The following is a 15,538-nucleotide window of genomic DNA, read 5'->3' as shown; positions in this document are numbered from 1 at the left end:
GTTTCACCCACGAGCCAATTTTAAAAACACATCATTCATACTTTGCACCCCAAACTGTTCTTTGAGCTTTTTAGGTGTATTTAAAGCTTCAATTTTACCATTCACCATAATAGAAACCCGATCGCAATATTCGGCTTCATCCATATAATGCGTGGTAACAAATATGGTAGTTCCTTGGTGAGATGCGCGATAAATCATTTCCCAAAATTGTCTTCTAGTTATGGGATCTACACCGCCAGTAGGTTCATCTAAAAACACAATTTTCGGTTCGTGAATGAGTGCTACCGAAAACGACAATTTCTGCTTCCAACCCAATGGTAAGGAGCCTACTAACTGATTTGCGACTTCCTCCAAACCTAAATCGGCAATCAACTCTTTGGTTTTTTCTTTAATTCTCACCCGTGATAAACCATATATTCCACCAAAAAAAGTAATATTCTCTTTAACTGTTAAATCATCATATAAAGCGAATTTTTGGCTCATATAACCAATATTTCTCTTAATATCTTCGGCTTGTGTAAACACATCAAAACCGGCTACTTTGGCCGTTCCTGAAGTAGGAGTCGAAATGCCAATTAGCATTTTCATCGCAGTTGTTTTTCCAGCACCATTGGCACCAAGAAATCCAAAGATTTCGCCTTTTTTCACTTCAAATGTAATGGCATTTACAGCTGTAAAATCGCCAAACATTTTGGTTAGGCCTTCGGCTTGTATGACGTTGTTTTTGTTCATATTTACTTCCCACGGAAGTGGGAATCTCATTGTTATATTAATTAAAGAAATTTCAGAATTTATACCTAACAGTGTTTATAATCCTTATTTTGCCAATTCCATAAAGCTATCTTCAATAGTAGCTTCAGTTTTTTCAATCCTAATATTTAATAGGTTTTGTACTTCTAAATACTGTTCTAATTCTTCTGGATTAAATCCTTCTCGCGTATCTGTATAATGTACAAATTCACCAAATGGATACACGCTATGTTGATGTGGATATGCCTTCAAGCTGTTTATTAATAAATACATGTTATTAGCACTAACATTATAAATAGTTTTGGGATATTGATTTACAATGGCTTCGGGTGTATCAATCTGTAAAATTTTTCCATCTTGAATCAATGCAATTCTATCGCATAAAGCAGCTTCATCCATATAAGGTGTGGACACTAAAATGGTAATTCCTTTTTGCTGTAAACGTTTTAGCATTTCCCAAAATTCTTTTCTAGAAACTGGATCTACGCCTGTTGTGGGTTCATCCAGAAATAAAACTTTTGGTTTGTGAATTAACGCACAGCACAAAGCCAGTTTTTGTTTCATACCTCCAGATAATTTCCCTGCTCTACGATCTTTAAAAGGTTCAATTTGAACATAAATGTCTTTTATCAATTCGTAGTTTTCTTCTATCGTTGTTCCGAAAATAGTTGCAAAAAACGTCAGATTTTCTTCAATCGTTAAATCTTGATATAAAGAAAATCTGCCAGGCATATACCCAACATGTTTTCGTATCTCTTTAAAATCTTTTAACACATCTAAATCTGCAACTGTGGCTTGACCTTCATTAGCGATTAATAACGTTGTTAGGATTCTGAAAAGCGTTGTTTTACCGGCGCCATCGGGTCCAATAAGCCCAAACAATTCATTTGGTTTTACATCAAACGATATGTTTTGTAGGGCTTTTACGTCTTTATATGATTTTGATATGTTAGAAACAGTAATACCCATTTTTTATTGAAAATAAGTTTTATATGCGTTTAAATTATCTGTAATACTTTTTAAGATTTCTGAACCTTCTTCCGTTGTTTTTGTCTCTAGTAACGCATCTGTTTTTTCAATTAGTGGATGTAAAAACACATGAAGATTGTCGTGAGATGGTCCTGTCATGGTACATTCTTTAACCAATGTGTTTTTTCTTTCGTTTAGTTTATTGGCTAAACCTAAATAGTCTTCAACTGTTTCTGTTTTGCTTTCAGAAATTAGTTCTAGCATATCATTTACACCATCAGTCGTTTCAATATTGGCCAACCATTTGCTGCCATTATCCATTTGAATTTCATTCATCCAATTGTTATTTAAAGCGCGATGTTCCTGATGTTGTTCATGCTTTTCATGAGAAACAGCGTCAACTTTTTCTTCGGTATTTTGTTCTGCAACAGGTTCTTCCTTTTTGTTGTTATTGCAACTTGAAAAAATAAGTGCCATCATTGCGATTGTAAGAATTGTTTTTTTCATAATATTTAATTTAAAAAATTGATTATAATTATTAGTTACTTTTTTCTTTGGAATTGTTCGCGGAAGAAATCCACATTTCTGCTGGCATACCTATTTTTAAACTGCCATCATTTTTTACCGTTATTTTTACGGCATATACTAAAGCGACGCGTTCTTCTCTTGTTTGGATTATTTTAGGGGTAAATTCAGCTTCCGAAGCAATCCATGTAATGGTTCCAGAATAATCCTTCATTGTATCATGGCTGTCTATTTTAACAGTTACTTCTTCACCAATTTTTATATTAGCTAATTGCGTTTCGCTTATAAAAACTCGTAACTCCATGTTGTTTAAATCTGCAATTTTGTATAGTGGCTTGCCAAAAGCTGTAATTTCATTTGGTTCGGCATATTTAGTTAAAACAGTTCCATTAATAGGATTGATAATTTTGCATTTTTCAATTTGATCGTCGATTTGTTTAATTTGGACATCTATACTTTTTAATTCATTCACAACTGGTGCGTTTTGAATTTCTACACTGCGAATTTGTTGTTTTATTACATCTATTTCACCTTGAACATCGTCCAATTGTTTTTGGGTTCCAGCCTTATCTTTAATCAGATTCTCAACTCTGGTTTTGTTTAAATTACCAGTTTTTAATTGGGCTTGCAATACAGCTATTTGAGACAATACGCCTTTGGATTTGCTACCAATTACATCCTTTGAAACTAAAAGTTGTTCCCGTTTTAAGGATAATGGAATGGTATCTATATAACCTATAAAAGCTTCTTTTTTAAGCTCGTCGCCTTCCTTTAAGCTAAAAGCCATGAGTTTACCATTGTTTTCGGCTGAAACTGTAATTTCTGTCGCTTCAAAATTCCCATATCCGTTGGCTTTACCATTGGAATCGCTACATGAAACCAAACTTACTATGGCCGCAATAATTCCTATTAAAAATGTATTTGTATGCTTCATTTTATTGTCCTTGTGTAATATTATAATTTGCTTTTGCTAATTCTAATTGTATGTTGTGTGTAGCGAAAATATTCTCTGCTTCATACAAATTGGTTAATTCGGTAATATAGGTGGATGTCGTAATTACACCATTTCGCAACTGGGATTCCGTTGCTAATAATACTTCTTTTCGCAGATTGATAATTTCTGAATCTATGAGTATCGTTTCAGATATTTTAGTGATTTCCGACTCGTATTTATTCAATTCAATATTGGTGTTCAGTTGGAAAATTTCTGCTTCATTATCAACAATATCTTTATTAATAATTAAGGATTCGCGCTTCTTTTTGTTAGCATTCCAATCAAATACATTCCAATTTAATTTTGCGCCAACAGTATAAAATGTTTGAAACGAATTGTCCAACATATTTAATCCAGGATTTCCATAACCACCAGAAGCAAAACCAAACAATTTAGGCATATTATCTTTTTGAATCAGTAACTTTTGACTTTCAATTTCTTCTTTTTTCAACTGAAATAATTCAAGCTCTGGACGTTGAAGTGTAGGAGAGATGTTTGTAGCAATATCAGGCTTTTGAAATGTAGTAGATGCATTTAAAGGTTTACCAATTAAGGAAGACAAGGTTTCTGTTAAAACTTTTTTATTATTAAGAATTTCGGTTAATTGTTGCTTAATTTTTAATAGTTCAGCCTCAATAACCTTGTCGGATGCTGGTAACATGGTACCGTATTCGATGCCCGATTTAACCTCTTTAATTTTAGTTTCTAATTGGTTTTTTTTAGAATCTAGTAAAGCAATGGATTCGTTTTGAAGTAATATGGAAAAATAGTACTGATTAACACGCTGTTTAAGTTGATATAGGCTGACTTCCAGCTGTTTTTGTTGTGTTTTTAATTGCGCCAATTTTAAGTTTGAAGTCGCATTGATAGCGCCACCGTTATAAATTAACTGGTTTACCGAAAGTGTTGCACGATATTGATCGTTATTAGGAGGTTCAATGCCAGAATTAGGAATAGGAATATCTATAACATCCGATAAATAAGAAGCTTGAGCGTCGAAGGATATTTGTGGTAATTTTCCTGTATCTACAGCATCTATATCTAAAGTGTTCTGACTTTCTAATAAGGCATATTGCTTGACTAACGGGTAATTTTCAGATAACGATTGGTAACAACTTTCCAACGTAACAAGTTCTTGAGACCAACTTTGTACGCCTATAAAAAGGAGAAACACGATGCTAAACATTTTTTTCATATTACTATTTTTTTATGGCATGAATGATAAATTCCGAAACTTCTGTTCGGCGATCTTTCATAAGCTTTTTAAAACCAGCATCATCCTCTTTTGTAAAAGCTTTTATTAATGGTTTAGCAACAAAAGGGAAAATGTTTAACGCGAGAATATTAATAAATAGCTGTTCGCCAGAAATAGGTTTTAAAATATCTTGACTTATTTCTAATTCTACACGTTTTTTAAATTTATCAATATTTAATAAAGTAGAGTTCTCTTGAATTTTTTGAAGAAAAGCTGGGTTTCTATTTAATTCCTGAATGATAAAGTTCGGGAGATATGGATGCTTTATTATAAAAGAAATATAACTAGATGTGAAATTTTTAACCTTATCCTCAATAGAAGATTCATCATTCAAAATAATATTTAATTGAGGAGCCAACATGGCAAATGCATTTTTAAATACCGCTTCAAAGAGTAATTGCTTGCTGCGAAAGTAGTAGTGAAGCATGGCTTTATTTATACTAGCGGCATCGGCAATTTCTTGCATTCTAGCACCATCCATTCCTTTAGCCTGAAACACGTTTTTTGCGGCCTCTAATATTTGTAATTCCGTGTTTTCATCTTTCTTTTTAGCCATAACAAACTGCTTGGTTTAACCATTTGGTTAACAAATGTACAAAAAACAATTCATTACGAGAATGAATTGTTTTAAAATTTATAAGTTAGTGGTGGTATCGTCTTGATCTTGAAGCTCTTCTTTAGGTTTTCCGCTCATTAGAAATTTAATTAAAATGGCGACTAAAGCGACACAAACGAATGCAAATATAGCAATCATTATAACACCATTATTCCAGTTGTACAGTGCAAGGGTTTGAGTAATCATAATTATAAGTTTTGGTTTTCAATAAGTAAAAATATAGATTAGACCTGAGTCTAACTATGATATATATCACAATTTATAAAATTAAAAGCTAATTAGCATGATTTTGAATAATTTCTAACACCAACTCTTTAGTTAGTTTCTTTCCATTGGCTCGATCACGAAGTGTTTCAAAGGGCAGTAAAAAATCACAACCCTTATTGTATTTGGTGCAACCATAAGCGGTCTGGCCTTTGACTATCGTACCTTTTTTACATTTAGGACATATAATCTTGTATGATGCGGCAGCTGCAGCTGCTGGCTTTTTCATTTTTGGTTCTAGAACCAATTTAAAATCATCATTAAAACGCAATAAACCTTCAACTGTGCCCGAATCGGTTTTAAAGCCTTTTAAATTAACTGTTGATCCTTTTTGTAGTAGACGTATAAATTGCTTTTCCGAAATCTTCTTGTCGTGAACCTGAAAAGGTAAAACAAACTTACACCCCGATTTATAGCCAGAACAGCCATAAGCCGATTTTCCCGTAATAATAGTGCCTTGTTTACATTTCGGACAACTTTCAGTTGAAATACCTTTTACAGTATTTGTTTTTTTAACTTTGGGTTTGTCCGTTTTTTGTTTCGTGATTGATGCATGAGATATATTAGCACGTTTAGTTTCACTACGTACTTCATATACCAATTCATCCACCATGCGTTTCATATTATTGATAAACGTACTCGCTTTAAAAGTACCTTTTTCAATATCTTTCAATTGCTTTTCCCAAGTTCCAGTCAGTTCAGCAGACTTTAAAATATCATTTTGTATCGTATCAATTAATTGAATACCTGTAGAAGTGGGAAGAACCTGCTTTTTGTTTCGGTAAATGTATTTACGTTTAAAAAGCGTTTCTATAATATTTGCACGAGTGGACGGTCTACCAATACCATTATCTTTCATTAATTCACGCAACTCATCATCATCCACCTGTTTTCCGGCTGTTTCCATAGCGCGTAGGAGGGAAGCCTCCGTAAACTGATTGGGTGGTTTGGTTTGTTTCTCTAAAAAAGAGGGTTCATGTGGTCCTTTTTCACCTTTTACAAATGCAGGCAATGTATCCGATGTTTTTGATTCTTTTTCAGGGTTTTCAAAAACCACACGCCAGCCTTTCTTTAAAATTTCTTTTCCAGTGGTTTTAAAATTCACATCGGCTGCTTGACCAATTACGGTGGTGTTAGACACATCGCAATCATCATAAAAAGCAGCAATAAAGCGTCTTACAATACTATCATAAACTTGTTGTTGATTGTATTGCAACCTACTTTCAACACCTGTAGGAATAATGGCATGGTGATCGGTTACTTTTTTATCATTAAATACTTTCGATGATTTTTTAATCTTTTTCCCTAAAAGGGGCGTCGCTAAATCTGCATAATTTGTCAGATTTTTTAAAATACCCGCAATTTTAGGATATACATCATTAGGTAAAAAAGTAGTATCAACTCTTGGGTACGTCACTACTTTTTGTTCATATAAACTTTGTATGAGTTTTAAAGTTTCATCTGCAGTAAAACCAAATCGTTTGTTACAATGAACTTGTAAACCCGTTAAATCGAAAAGTTTCGGTGCATATTCCTTACCTTTTTTCTTGGTAGTAGAAATAATTTCGAAATCAGATTCTTTGACTTTATTAGCTAGAATTTCACCATCTTCCATTTTCAGAAAGCGCCCTTCTTCATAACTAAAAAGCGTTTCACGATATAAAGTTTGCAGTTCCCAATAAGGTTGTGGCTTAAAATTCTCAATTTCTTTAAACCGATTTACCACCATAGCCAAAGTAGGTGTTTGCACACGACCTACCGATAGAACTTGCTTATAACCACCATGTTTTAAAGTATATAATCGCGTAGCATTCATACCTAAAAGCCAATCGCCAATAGCGCGAGAAAAGCCAGCATAATAAAGATTATCATAATCTGCCGAAGGTTTTAAGTTTTGAAAACCTTCTTTTATGGCTTCGGAAGTTAGGGATGAAATCCATAAACGTTGAATCGGACCTTTATAATTAGCCTGATCCATTACCCAGCGTTGAATAAGTTCTCCTTCTTGTCCAGCATCCCCGCAATTAATGACTAACTCGGCTTTATCGAATAAGCTCTTTACAATTTTAAATTGCTTTTGAATCCCCGAGTTTGAAACTACTTTGGTTTTAAACTTTTCAGGAAGCATGGGTAAGTTATTTAAATCCCAACTTTTCCAATAGGGTTTATAATCGTTGGGTTCCATTAACGTACATAAATGTCCAAAGGTATAGGTAACATAATAACCATTGCCTTCAAAATAGCCATCATGCCGGGTATTGGCACCTAATACAGATGCAATTTCACGGGCAACACTTGGTTTTTCGGCAATACAAACTTTCACGATTATCTGATTTTTTATGAACGATGCAAAGTACAGAATTTTATCAAAATAAGACAGCCTTTAAATTTAAGAGAATCATTATTTTTCAACAAACTAATAATTAATAGTTGTGGGTTAAATCTATTCATCGTAATATTGGAATATAACCTTACAGATATTATGGGAATTACAAAAAGTGATAAGTTTACAGAGGCTCAAAATAGATTAGCAAATATTGCCAAAGTACTCGGTCATCCAGCGCGAATTGCTATTATTCAGCATTTATTTAAAATAGATAGTTGTATTTGTGGCGATTTAGTAAACGAAATCGGCTTGGCGCAACCAACCATTTCTCAACATTTAAAAGTACTGAAAAGCGTAGGTATTATTCAAGGAAGTATCTCCGGGACTAGCGTTTGTTATTGTATTGACCAAGATGAATGGAATAATCTTTCCGAAATTATTGGGCAATTTTTAAGTCAGAAAGCAAACACCGTAGACGACGTGTGTTGTTAAAATGAATTTATAATTGAAGGAGACTATTAATTAACCACCAATTTCTGCCCAATTTTTAAAGTCGCGTTTTTATTTATAGAATTAAGCTTACACAAATGAGCGATACTCATGTGGGTTCTGGAAGATATGCGCGATAAAGTATCACCACTTCTTACAATATAAACCTTTTTCGGTCTTTTAGCCAATGCAATAGCTTCTGCTTCGGTAGTTGGTGTATTTATATCGGTTTGACGTTTACTGCTATGAATTTCCGGACGCGTCATATCTTTGGTGATCCATATTTCATTAGAAAGAACAGAATTAGAATCGTTAAATTGAAGTAAGCATTCTGGATTAATTTGAATACCCATGTAACTCATTTCCAAATGTAAATGGCTGCCTCGAGCATTTCCAGAATTTCCGCCTTTACCTAAATAATCGCCAGCACGAACCGAATCGTTTTCTTTAACGCCATGACTAGATAAATGCGCATAGGCGGTTTCCAAACCGTTAAAATGACGTACTACTACCGAGTGACCGTGACCATTACTGTAATTAGCAAAACGTACAACACCATCAAACATGGCATACAAGCTATCGCCGGTTACTAAATCGATATCAATGCCTCGGTGGGCACGACCCCAACGCCAACCGTATCGCGATGTAATTACTTTATTTTTTGAAATAGGAGAAACATAGTTAGAGTCTTTAAATTGGAGACGTATTGGAAACTTTATTTCCTTATTATACGATATTTTCATATTACTAGTATCCCAGTAATCTGTTGTTATGTCTATTACATTTTCTAATTCTTCAGCTTCCGGGATCGCATAGGTTTCTAATAGTTCGTGACTACTATCTAAAAATTTCTGTAAATTAGGAGTTACACGACCTGGTGTAATATTCTGCCCGAAACTATTAAAAGCTAGACAGAAACAAATTAGGGCAACAAATGATTTCATAAAATATATTTGCTATTCAAAACCAAATAACGTTATTAATATTATAATATTACTTTTTAACTGACCGAAAATATAAAAAATATGTATTGCCGTATCTTAAAGTTATGTTAGTATTTCAATTTCGATTGGAACTATTATAAAATACTGCTATTTAGTGTCTTGAATTGTATCATCACTTGCCGGGGCTTTCTCAAATTTAGTAATAATAGTTCGGTATGGATATGGAATTTCAATACCTTCAGTATCAAATCTATTCTTAATAGATTCTAGCAAATCACACTTCATAGCAAAGGATAATCCAAATTGACTCGTCCAAACCCAAGCCCGCAACGCTACATGAGAATCCTCTAAACTAATAACACGAACTTGCACTTTTGGAACTTTATTATGCTCATCAACTTTAGTTCTTACATCAATATTACTTGGATGATTTTCACATTCCTCTTGCATGATTCTTTTGGCTAACTCGATATCACTATCATAAGATATCGAAAACTCGACATATTGACAATATTTTTGATCACCCAGGTTATAATTAACTATTTTTTCTTTGTTGATAATAGCATTAGGAACCACAATCATTTTATTGTGATAATCTCTAATTAGGGTATGGCGCAATGTAATATCGGTAACGGTTCCTACCATTTCGCCTGAAATTTTAATAGTATCATACACCTGAAACGGTTTAAACATAATAATAAAAAAGCCACCAATAATATTAGCAAGTGCTTCTTGAGATGCCAAACCTATTATGGCCGCAATAATTCCCGCACCACCAAGTGCTGTAGATGCGATGCTTTTAAGCGATGGAAATGCCATTGCTGCAAAAGCAATTCCGATTACAATAATGATAAAGGCAGCAACATATTTCAAAAACTTATAAGTGGTAGGATTATCTTTTCGTTCGATTATGCGATTAAATAATCCATTAGAAATTGTGTACGCAATGCTTGTAAGTACAAAAACAAAAATTAAATAAGTAGTCTTTTTAATGTTGTTTGCAATAATATTGTATTCACTTTTGTCGGCTAGGAGGTAAGCGACGGCGAAAAGATAAAAAAGGACAATACAGGTTTTAATTATTTTACGAACAATCTTGATTGTCGTAAAATCGCTATAACCTTTCTCTATTGCCTTTATTTTTAGCGTTCTAGAAATCTTATTGACAGCTATATAAAGTACAATACTTAATGCCGTAAGGCCAAGCAGGATATATATGTTTTGGGAATTTTCTTTAAAAAAGTCGATCATAATTTTCACCGTCAAAATTGTTCTGAAAAACACAAATATAATCATTTTACAGAGGTTTATTAGCTTCTTTATTGTCTAGACACGGCCTAAAGTTTTGTAGCCCTTTAATTTCTTTAAAATTTAATTCCATAAGCGATTAAACAGTCGTTATCTTTGTCACATAAAAATCAATAAACACTATGGCCAATTCCATAAAAGGACAGCAAGATATATTAGCAAAACTTCAAATTACATCTTTAAACGACATGCAAGAAGAAGCATTGTTAGCTATAACAAATGCTGAAAACACCGTCGTTCTATCGCCAACAGGAACAGGTAAAACTTTGGCTTTTTTACTGCCAACTTTAGCTGCGTTAGATATTGATTGCCCTAATGTTCAATTATTGATTTTAGTGCCATCGCGTGAATTAGCTATTCAGATTGAACAGGTAATTCGCGAAATGGGAACGGGTTTTAAAGCCAATGCCGTTTATGGTGGGCGTCCTTTTTCAAAAGATAAAATAGAATTAGCGCATGCACCAGCTATTCTTATTGGTACACCAGGTCGTGTGGCCGATCATTTACGTCGCGAAACATTTTCTGTTGCCGATATAAAAACACTGATTTTAGATGAGTTTGATAAATCGCTAGAAATTGGTTTTGAAGGCGAAATGCGTGATATTATTGAAAGTCTTCCGCATATTGAAAAGCGTGTATTAACATCTGCAACTCAAGACATGGAAATCCCCAGTTTTGTAGGCCTTCAAAATGAAGTGTTAATTGACTATTTACATACTAAAACATCCAATATTCAGATAAAAAAAGTATTGTCTGCAGAAAAAGATAAACTTCAAACTTTGGCGGATTTACTGTATGATATTGGTAATAAACCTGGGATTATTTTTTGTAATTTTAAAGATACGATTCAATATGTGAGCGACTTTTTAAATACTAAAAACATTCCACATGGTTGTTTTTATGGTGGTATGGAACAAATAGATCGCGAACGCGCGCTGATTAAATTTCGAAACGGAACTCATCAAATTATTATTGCTACCGATTTGGCAGCTCGCGGTTTAGACATTCCAGAATTGAATTATATTATTCATTATCAATTACCATTAAAAGCCGAAGAATTCACCCACAGAAACGGTAGAACAGCCCGAATGAATGCAGAAGGAACAGCTTATGTATTGCAATGGACCGAAGAATATTTGCCAGAATTTATTGATACCAACCAAATTGTTAAGTTAGATGGGAAACCTAAAAAGCTAGAATCTGAATGGTGTACTTTATTTATTTCGGGCGGAAGAAAAGATAAAATTTCTAAAGGGGATGTTGCAGGATTATTCTTCAAACAAGGTAATTTAGAAAAGCAAGAACTCGGCATTATAGAACTCAAGCAAGATTGTGCTTTTGTGGCTGTTCCCAAGAAAAAAGCGCAGGCTATTGTGGATAAAACAAATAATTCGCGATTGAAAAAGAAGAAAGTCAGAATTACTATTTTATAAGACTTTTTTAAAAACATTAAGGAAAGTTTAACCAGCTTCTCGTTGGTCTTTAAGTGAATTGCTTTGTATTTTTACAGAACATTCAATTAAAAGATACCAATGACTAAAAAGCAAGCCTTATTAAAACCTTATAAACTAAATAATCACATCACTTTAAAAAACCGCGTAGTAATGGCTCCCATGACGCGTAGTCGAGCGGTTAATGCGGATAAAATCCCAACAGAAGATTTACAAGCAACATACTACGCACAACGTGCTTCGGCAGGTTTAATTATTACAGAAGGCTCACAAGTTTCAGAAGAAGCTGTGGGTTATGTAAATACTCCCGGAATTCATACCAAAAAGCAAGTGGAAGGGTGGAAGCTCGTTACAAAAGCGGTCCATAAAAAAGACGGGAAAATATTTATGCAATTATGGCATGTAGGTCGGATTTCACATCCCGATTTTCATAATGGTAATTTACCGGTTGCACCTTCGGCAATAAATCCAAATACGCAATCCTTTACACCAACTGGTTTTAAAGATACGGTTACGCCAAAAGCGATGACCCAGGAAGATATTGATAGAACTATAAGTGATTTTAAAAATGCGGCTAAAAATGCTATGGAAGCAGGATTTGATGGCGTAGAAATTCACTCGTCCAATGGGTATTTATTTCATCAGTTTTTTAGTCGAAATTCTAATAGTAGAACCGATAAATATGGTGGAAGCAAAGAGAATCGTTCGCGTTTTTTCTTTGAAGTTTTAGATGCTATAAAATCCGTAATGCCAGAAAACCGTATTGGTGTACGTTTTAACCCGTCTGCACATGGCATTTTTGGTATTACTATTGATGAAGAAACCATGCCAACTTTCGATTATATTATTGATAAGTTGAATGCCTACGATTTGGCATATGTGCATTTATCGGAACCTTTTAACGATGTTTCTGAAGTGCCACATGCGGAAACTCAAATCGCCAAACGTTATAGACCAATTTATAAAGGAACACTGATGATTAATACCAACTTTAAGCAGGCGAGTGGTAACGCAGTTTTAGAAGCTGGTGATGCAGATTTAGTCGCTATTGGAAAACCTTTTATATCTAATCCGGATTTGGTAGAGCGTTTTGCGCAAAACCTAGAATTAACAGATTGGAATAGCGATACGTTTTACGTGCCAGGAAAAGAAGGTTTTACCGATTACGAAAAAATAATATAATTTTAATAAAGGAAATTGCTTATTTCTTTAGTTGAACAGTAACTTATACAATCACTAGAAGCAATTTTAAAAAAGCATAATATATATGAACGATACAGTAAAAGCTTATGGCGCTTCAAATGCCACAGCCGATTTAGAACCTATATCTATTGAACGTCGCGACTTACAAGCTGCCGATGTTAAGATTGATATATTATATAGTGGTGTGTGCCATTCGGATATTCACACGGTACGAAACGATTGGAAAGGGACCCAATATCCTGTAGTTCCAGGCCATGAAATTATTGGTCGCGTAACAGACGTTGGGAGTGATGTGAAAAATTTTAAAGTTGGGGAATTAGTAGGTGTTGGTTGTATGGTAGATTCCTGCCAGACTTGCCATAGTTGCGAACAAGATTTAGAGCAATTTTGTGAAAAAGGCGCGACATTCACATATAACAGTCCAGACCCTCATATGGGTGGACAAACCTATGGTGGTTATTCGACAACTGTGGTTTGCGATAAAGAATTTGTACTGCGCGTACCAGAAAATATTGATCCAAAAGGTGCCGCGCCATTGTTATGTGCAGGAATTACAACCTGGTCACCATTACGTCATTGGGATGTGAAAAAAGGTGATAAAGTGGGTGTTATTGGACTCGGTGGACTCGGACATATGGGTGTGAAATTTGCCAATGCCTTGGGTGCTCATGTGGTTATGATTACCACGTCACCAGAAAAAGCCGTAGATGCTGAACGTTTAGGCGCTCATGACGTGTTGATTTCCAAAGATAAAGATGCTATGAAACAACATGCGAATAGTTTCGATTTTATTCTAAATACCATTCCTGTAGGTCATGAAATGGATCCCTATTTGAGATTATTAAAAATTGATTCGACTATGGTATTAGTTGGTGCTATTGAACCTATGAAGGAATTTCATGGCGGTAGTTTAGTTTCTGGTCGTAAACGCGTTGCGGGATCATTAATAGGCGGTATTAAAGAAACCCAAGAAATGTTGGATTTCTGTGGCGAACATAATATAGTTTCGGATATTGAAGTTATCGACATGAAAGATATTAATCATGCTTATGAACGTGTACTTAAAAACGATGTGAAATACCGTTTTGTAATTGATATGGCCAGTTTGAAATAGAAACTATAAAAAGAGAATCTAGACCGTTGCACTTTTAGAAACTATACTTAAAAGACTAGAAAAGACTAAATGCGTAAAAGAATAAAGGTAAGTACATATTAAGAAAAGAGGGGTGTTTTAAATGCATCCCTTAATTCTAGAATATTCTATTTTACATAATATAAATTATAGAACACTTTTAGTGTGTGATTATCCTGTGGATGATTACATATTAAAACAATCCTTTTTATTAATAGCGCTTTTCGCGGTATTTGACATAATCATAGATATAACGTCTTTAGACTTATATCGGACATGATTATGTACAAGCTAATTGTGGTGAAGTTTTAACGAGTTAGAATTTATTAGCGAAATAACGCTTTTCGCTATATTTCAAATGATCAAAGTTATGATGTTTTTAGACTTATATCGGAAATGATTATGTACAAGCTAATTGTGCTATAGTTATAACGAGGTCGAATTGAAAGTTTCAGTTAAGGTTTTATAAATTCTTATATTCCGAACAACGTTATATAAATTTTCGAATACGCGATTCTCGTGGATTACCATATGAGCATAAAGTTTAAGAAAATAAATGTCTATGCACTTTGTAATATTTAGAGTATCAATTACATTTTTTGTGTTTTCATTGTAGTATTTTCATCCATATCTTTGTCATGAGACACCGCATAGTCAATGGCCTTCTTTACAAAATCATTTAAAGAAATACTTTTCTGATTCGCAATCATAGCTGCTCTTTTATGCAACTCCATGCTTACCCTGACATTAAAACTTCCCTTAAATGTCTTATTTGGTTCTTTATTTAGCGCTTTACATGTCTCTAAATAATCATCTAAAGATTCCTCAAAAGACTCTTTTAATTCTTTTACAGACGATCCTTCGAAATTTATTAAATCACTAATTCCAAAAATCTTTCCATAAAATACGTCATCGTCTGAATTAAAATTTACAGTTCCAAAATATCCTTTGTATGTCAAATAATCACTCATAATTATAAATTTAAATGTTCTATAATCTGCTTAATCGCATAAGATTTTACTATTTTCTTTGGGTGTGGCTCATGTAAGCTAATCACATCCTTTTGTTTATTTATAAACTTTCTTCTTGAACCTCCAGTTTTTCCTTTTTGAGGCATTTCTTCAAAACCGAAATGTGATAAAACTTTTTTTAATTCATCCCAAGTAAAGTCTTTCGGGTTGGATTGAATTTTTGAAATAAGTTTATCAATTTTTGACACTTTTATAGTATAAGACGTTGCAACTATTATTTAGTTACAAATATATGTATTTTTTTTTAAAATGACCTTACTCCTATCATTTTTATGCATTTG

16 protein-coding genes are annotated in these 15,538 nt (G+C 33.8%); 4 read left to right on the top strand and 12 right to left on the bottom strand.

All coding sequences use genetic code 11. The annotated features are described in order from the left end of the window. Positions 1 to 3: 3 nt before the first annotated feature. From BZARG_RS01120 to BZARG_RS01090, 8 genes are all read right to left on the bottom strand, one after another. Positions 4 to 732, bottom strand: coding sequence for an ABC transporter ATP-binding protein (locus tag BZARG_RS01120; protein WP_008634635.1), 729 nt, complete (start codon positions 730 to 732; stop codon positions 4 to 6). Positions 733 to 816: 84 nt separating this feature from the next. After that, a complete protein-coding gene (locus tag BZARG_RS01115) occupies positions 817 to 1,719 on the bottom strand; it encodes an ABC transporter ATP-binding protein (RefSeq protein ID WP_008634315.1) in 903 nt (300 codons plus the stop codon). A gap of 3 nt (positions 1,720 to 1,722) precedes the next feature. Beyond that, on the bottom strand, positions 1,723 to 2,226 hold the full coding sequence (locus BZARG_RS01110; protein ID WP_008634260.1) for a hypothetical protein: 504 nt from the start codon (positions 2,224 to 2,226) through the stop codon (positions 1,723 to 1,725). Positions 2,227 to 2,257: 31 nt separating this feature from the next. Continuing rightward, the gene (locus tag BZARG_RS01105; protein ID WP_008634684.1) at positions 2,258 to 3,178 is read right to left on the bottom strand and encodes an HlyD family secretion protein; all 921 of its coding nucleotides are present in this window, start codon (positions 3,176 to 3,178) and stop codon (positions 2,258 to 2,260) included. A gap of 1 nt (position 3,179) precedes the next feature. After that, positions 3,180 to 4,433 (bottom strand): TolC family protein, encoded by a 1,254-nt coding sequence (locus tag BZARG_RS01100; RefSeq protein WP_008634646.1) that lies wholly within the window; start codon positions 4,431 to 4,433, stop codon positions 3,180 to 3,182. A 4-nt stretch (positions 4,434 to 4,437) separates the two neighbouring features. Beyond that, complete coding sequence (locus BZARG_RS01095) at positions 4,438 to 5,049, bottom strand: TetR/AcrR family transcriptional regulator (RefSeq protein ID WP_008634792.1); 612 nt, start codon at positions 5,047 to 5,049, stop codon at positions 4,438 to 4,440. Positions 5,050 to 5,127: 78 nt separating this feature from the next. After that, positions 5,128 to 5,295 carry a hypothetical protein gene (locus BZARG_RS15830; protein WP_008634397.1) on the bottom strand — a complete coding sequence of 56 codons (168 nt, stop codon included), beginning with the start codon at positions 5,293 to 5,295 and terminating at the stop codon, positions 5,128 to 5,130. A gap of 88 nt (positions 5,296 to 5,383) precedes the next feature. After that, on the bottom strand, positions 5,384 to 7,696 hold the full coding sequence (locus BZARG_RS01090; protein ID WP_008634317.1) for a type IA DNA topoisomerase: 2,313 nt from the start codon (positions 7,694 to 7,696) through the stop codon (positions 5,384 to 5,386). 159 nt (positions 7,697 to 7,855) lie between these two features. On the opposite strand from BZARG_RS01090, the gene BZARG_RS01085 reads away from it, so the two are divergent. Next, positions 7,856 to 8,191, top strand: a complete 336-nt coding sequence (locus BZARG_RS01085) for an ArsR/SmtB family transcription factor (protein ID WP_008634406.1) — start codon at positions 7,856 to 7,858, stop codon at positions 8,189 to 8,191. Between the two features lie 26 nt (positions 8,192 to 8,217). On the opposite strand, the gene BZARG_RS01080 is transcribed toward BZARG_RS01085, so the two are convergent. Both BZARG_RS01080 and BZARG_RS01075 read right to left on the bottom strand, forming a co-directional pair. Then, positions 8,218 to 9,132, bottom strand: coding sequence for a M23 family metallopeptidase (locus BZARG_RS01080; RefSeq protein ID WP_008634673.1), 915 nt, complete (start codon positions 9,130 to 9,132; stop codon positions 8,218 to 8,220). 147 nt (positions 9,133 to 9,279) lie between these two features. Next, entirely contained in the window at positions 9,280 to 10,383 is a 1,104-nt protein-coding gene (locus tag BZARG_RS01075; RefSeq protein WP_040287872.1) for a mechanosensitive ion channel family protein, read from the bottom strand. 179 nt (positions 10,384 to 10,562) lie between these two features. On the opposite strand from BZARG_RS01075, the gene BZARG_RS01070 reads away from it, so the two are divergent. From BZARG_RS01070 to BZARG_RS01060, 3 genes are all read left to right on the top strand, one after another. Beyond that, on the top strand, positions 10,563 to 11,873 hold the full coding sequence (locus BZARG_RS01070) for a DEAD/DEAH box helicase (RefSeq protein ID WP_008634460.1): 1,311 nt from the start codon (positions 10,563 to 10,565) through the stop codon (positions 11,871 to 11,873). Positions 11,874 to 11,972: 99 nt separating this feature from the next. Further along, complete coding sequence (locus BZARG_RS01065) at positions 11,973 to 13,073, top strand: alkene reductase (protein ID WP_008634342.1); 1,101 nt, start codon at positions 11,973 to 11,975, stop codon at positions 13,071 to 13,073. An 85-nt stretch (positions 13,074 to 13,158) separates the two neighbouring features. After that, a complete protein-coding gene (locus BZARG_RS01060) occupies positions 13,159 to 14,208 on the top strand; it encodes an NAD(P)-dependent alcohol dehydrogenase (RefSeq protein WP_008634797.1) in 1,050 nt (349 codons plus the stop codon). 608 nt (positions 14,209 to 14,816) lie between these two features. Here BZARG_RS01060 and BZARG_RS01055 read toward each other — a convergent pair. Further along, positions 14,817 to 15,197, bottom strand: coding sequence for a type II toxin-antitoxin system HicB family antitoxin (locus tag BZARG_RS01055; protein WP_008634627.1), 381 nt, complete (start codon positions 15,195 to 15,197; stop codon positions 14,817 to 14,819). A 2-nt stretch (positions 15,198 to 15,199) separates the two neighbouring features. After that, entirely contained in the window at positions 15,200 to 15,445 is a 246-nt protein-coding gene (locus BZARG_RS01050; RefSeq protein WP_008634705.1) for a type II toxin-antitoxin system HicA family toxin, read from the bottom strand. Positions 15,446 to 15,538 lie beyond the last annotated feature (93 nt).

It is taken from the genome of Bizionia argentinensis JUB59, assembly GCF_000224335.1.
Taxonomy (GTDB): Bacteria; Bacteroidota; Bacteroidia; order Flavobacteriales; family Flavobacteriaceae; genus Algorimicrobium; species Algorimicrobium argentinense.
The sequence above is the reverse complement of the archived record's forward strand: the minus strand, read 5'-3'. Positions and strand labels throughout refer to the sequence as shown.

Excerpts from the sequence above, each read along its gene's own strand:
- BZARG_RS01100 (WP_008634646.1), bottom strand. The coding sequence starts at position 4,433 with ATGAAAAAAATGTTTAGCATCGTGTTTCTCCTTTTTATAGGCGTACAA.
- BZARG_RS01120 (WP_008634635.1), bottom strand. The coding sequence starts at position 732 with ATGAACAAAAACAACGTCATACAAGCCGAAGGCCTAACCAAAATGTTT.
- BZARG_RS01070 (WP_008634460.1), top strand. The coding sequence starts at position 10,563 with ATGGCCAATTCCATAAAAGGACAGCAAGATATATTAGCAAAACTTCAA.
- BZARG_RS01075 (WP_040287872.1), bottom strand. The coding sequence starts at position 10,383 with ATGATCGACTTTTTTAAAGAAAATTCCCAAAACATATATATCCTGCTT.
- BZARG_RS01060 (WP_008634797.1), top strand. The coding sequence starts at position 13,159 with ATGAACGATACAGTAAAAGCTTATGGCGCTTCAAATGCCACAGCCGAT.
- BZARG_RS01095 (WP_008634792.1), bottom strand. The coding sequence starts at position 5,049 with ATGGCTAAAAAGAAAGATGAAAACACGGAATTACAAATATTAGAGGCC.
- BZARG_RS01065 (WP_008634342.1), top strand. The coding sequence starts at position 11,973 with ATGACTAAAAAGCAAGCCTTATTAAAACCTTATAAACTAAATAATCAC.
- BZARG_RS01115 (WP_008634315.1), bottom strand. The coding sequence starts at position 1,719 with ATGGGTATTACTGTTTCTAACATATCAAAATCATATAAAGACGTAAAA.
- BZARG_RS15830 (WP_008634397.1), bottom strand. The coding sequence starts at position 5,295 with ATGATTACTCAAACCCTTGCACTGTACAACTGGAATAATGGTGTTATA.
- BZARG_RS01055 (WP_008634627.1), bottom strand. The coding sequence starts at position 15,197 with ATGAGTGATTATTTGACATACAAAGGATATTTTGGAACTGTAAATTTT.
- BZARG_RS01110 (WP_008634260.1), bottom strand. The coding sequence starts at position 2,226 with ATGAAAAAAACAATTCTTACAATCGCAATGATGGCACTTATTTTTTCA.
- BZARG_RS01085 (WP_008634406.1), top strand. The coding sequence starts at position 7,856 with ATGGGAATTACAAAAAGTGATAAGTTTACAGAGGCTCAAAATAGATTA.
- BZARG_RS01105 (WP_008634684.1), bottom strand. The coding sequence starts at position 3,178 with ATGAAGCATACAAATACATTTTTAATAGGAATTATTGCGGCCATAGTA.
- BZARG_RS01080 (WP_008634673.1), bottom strand. The coding sequence starts at position 9,132 with ATGAAATCATTTGTTGCCCTAATTTGTTTCTGTCTAGCTTTTAATAGT.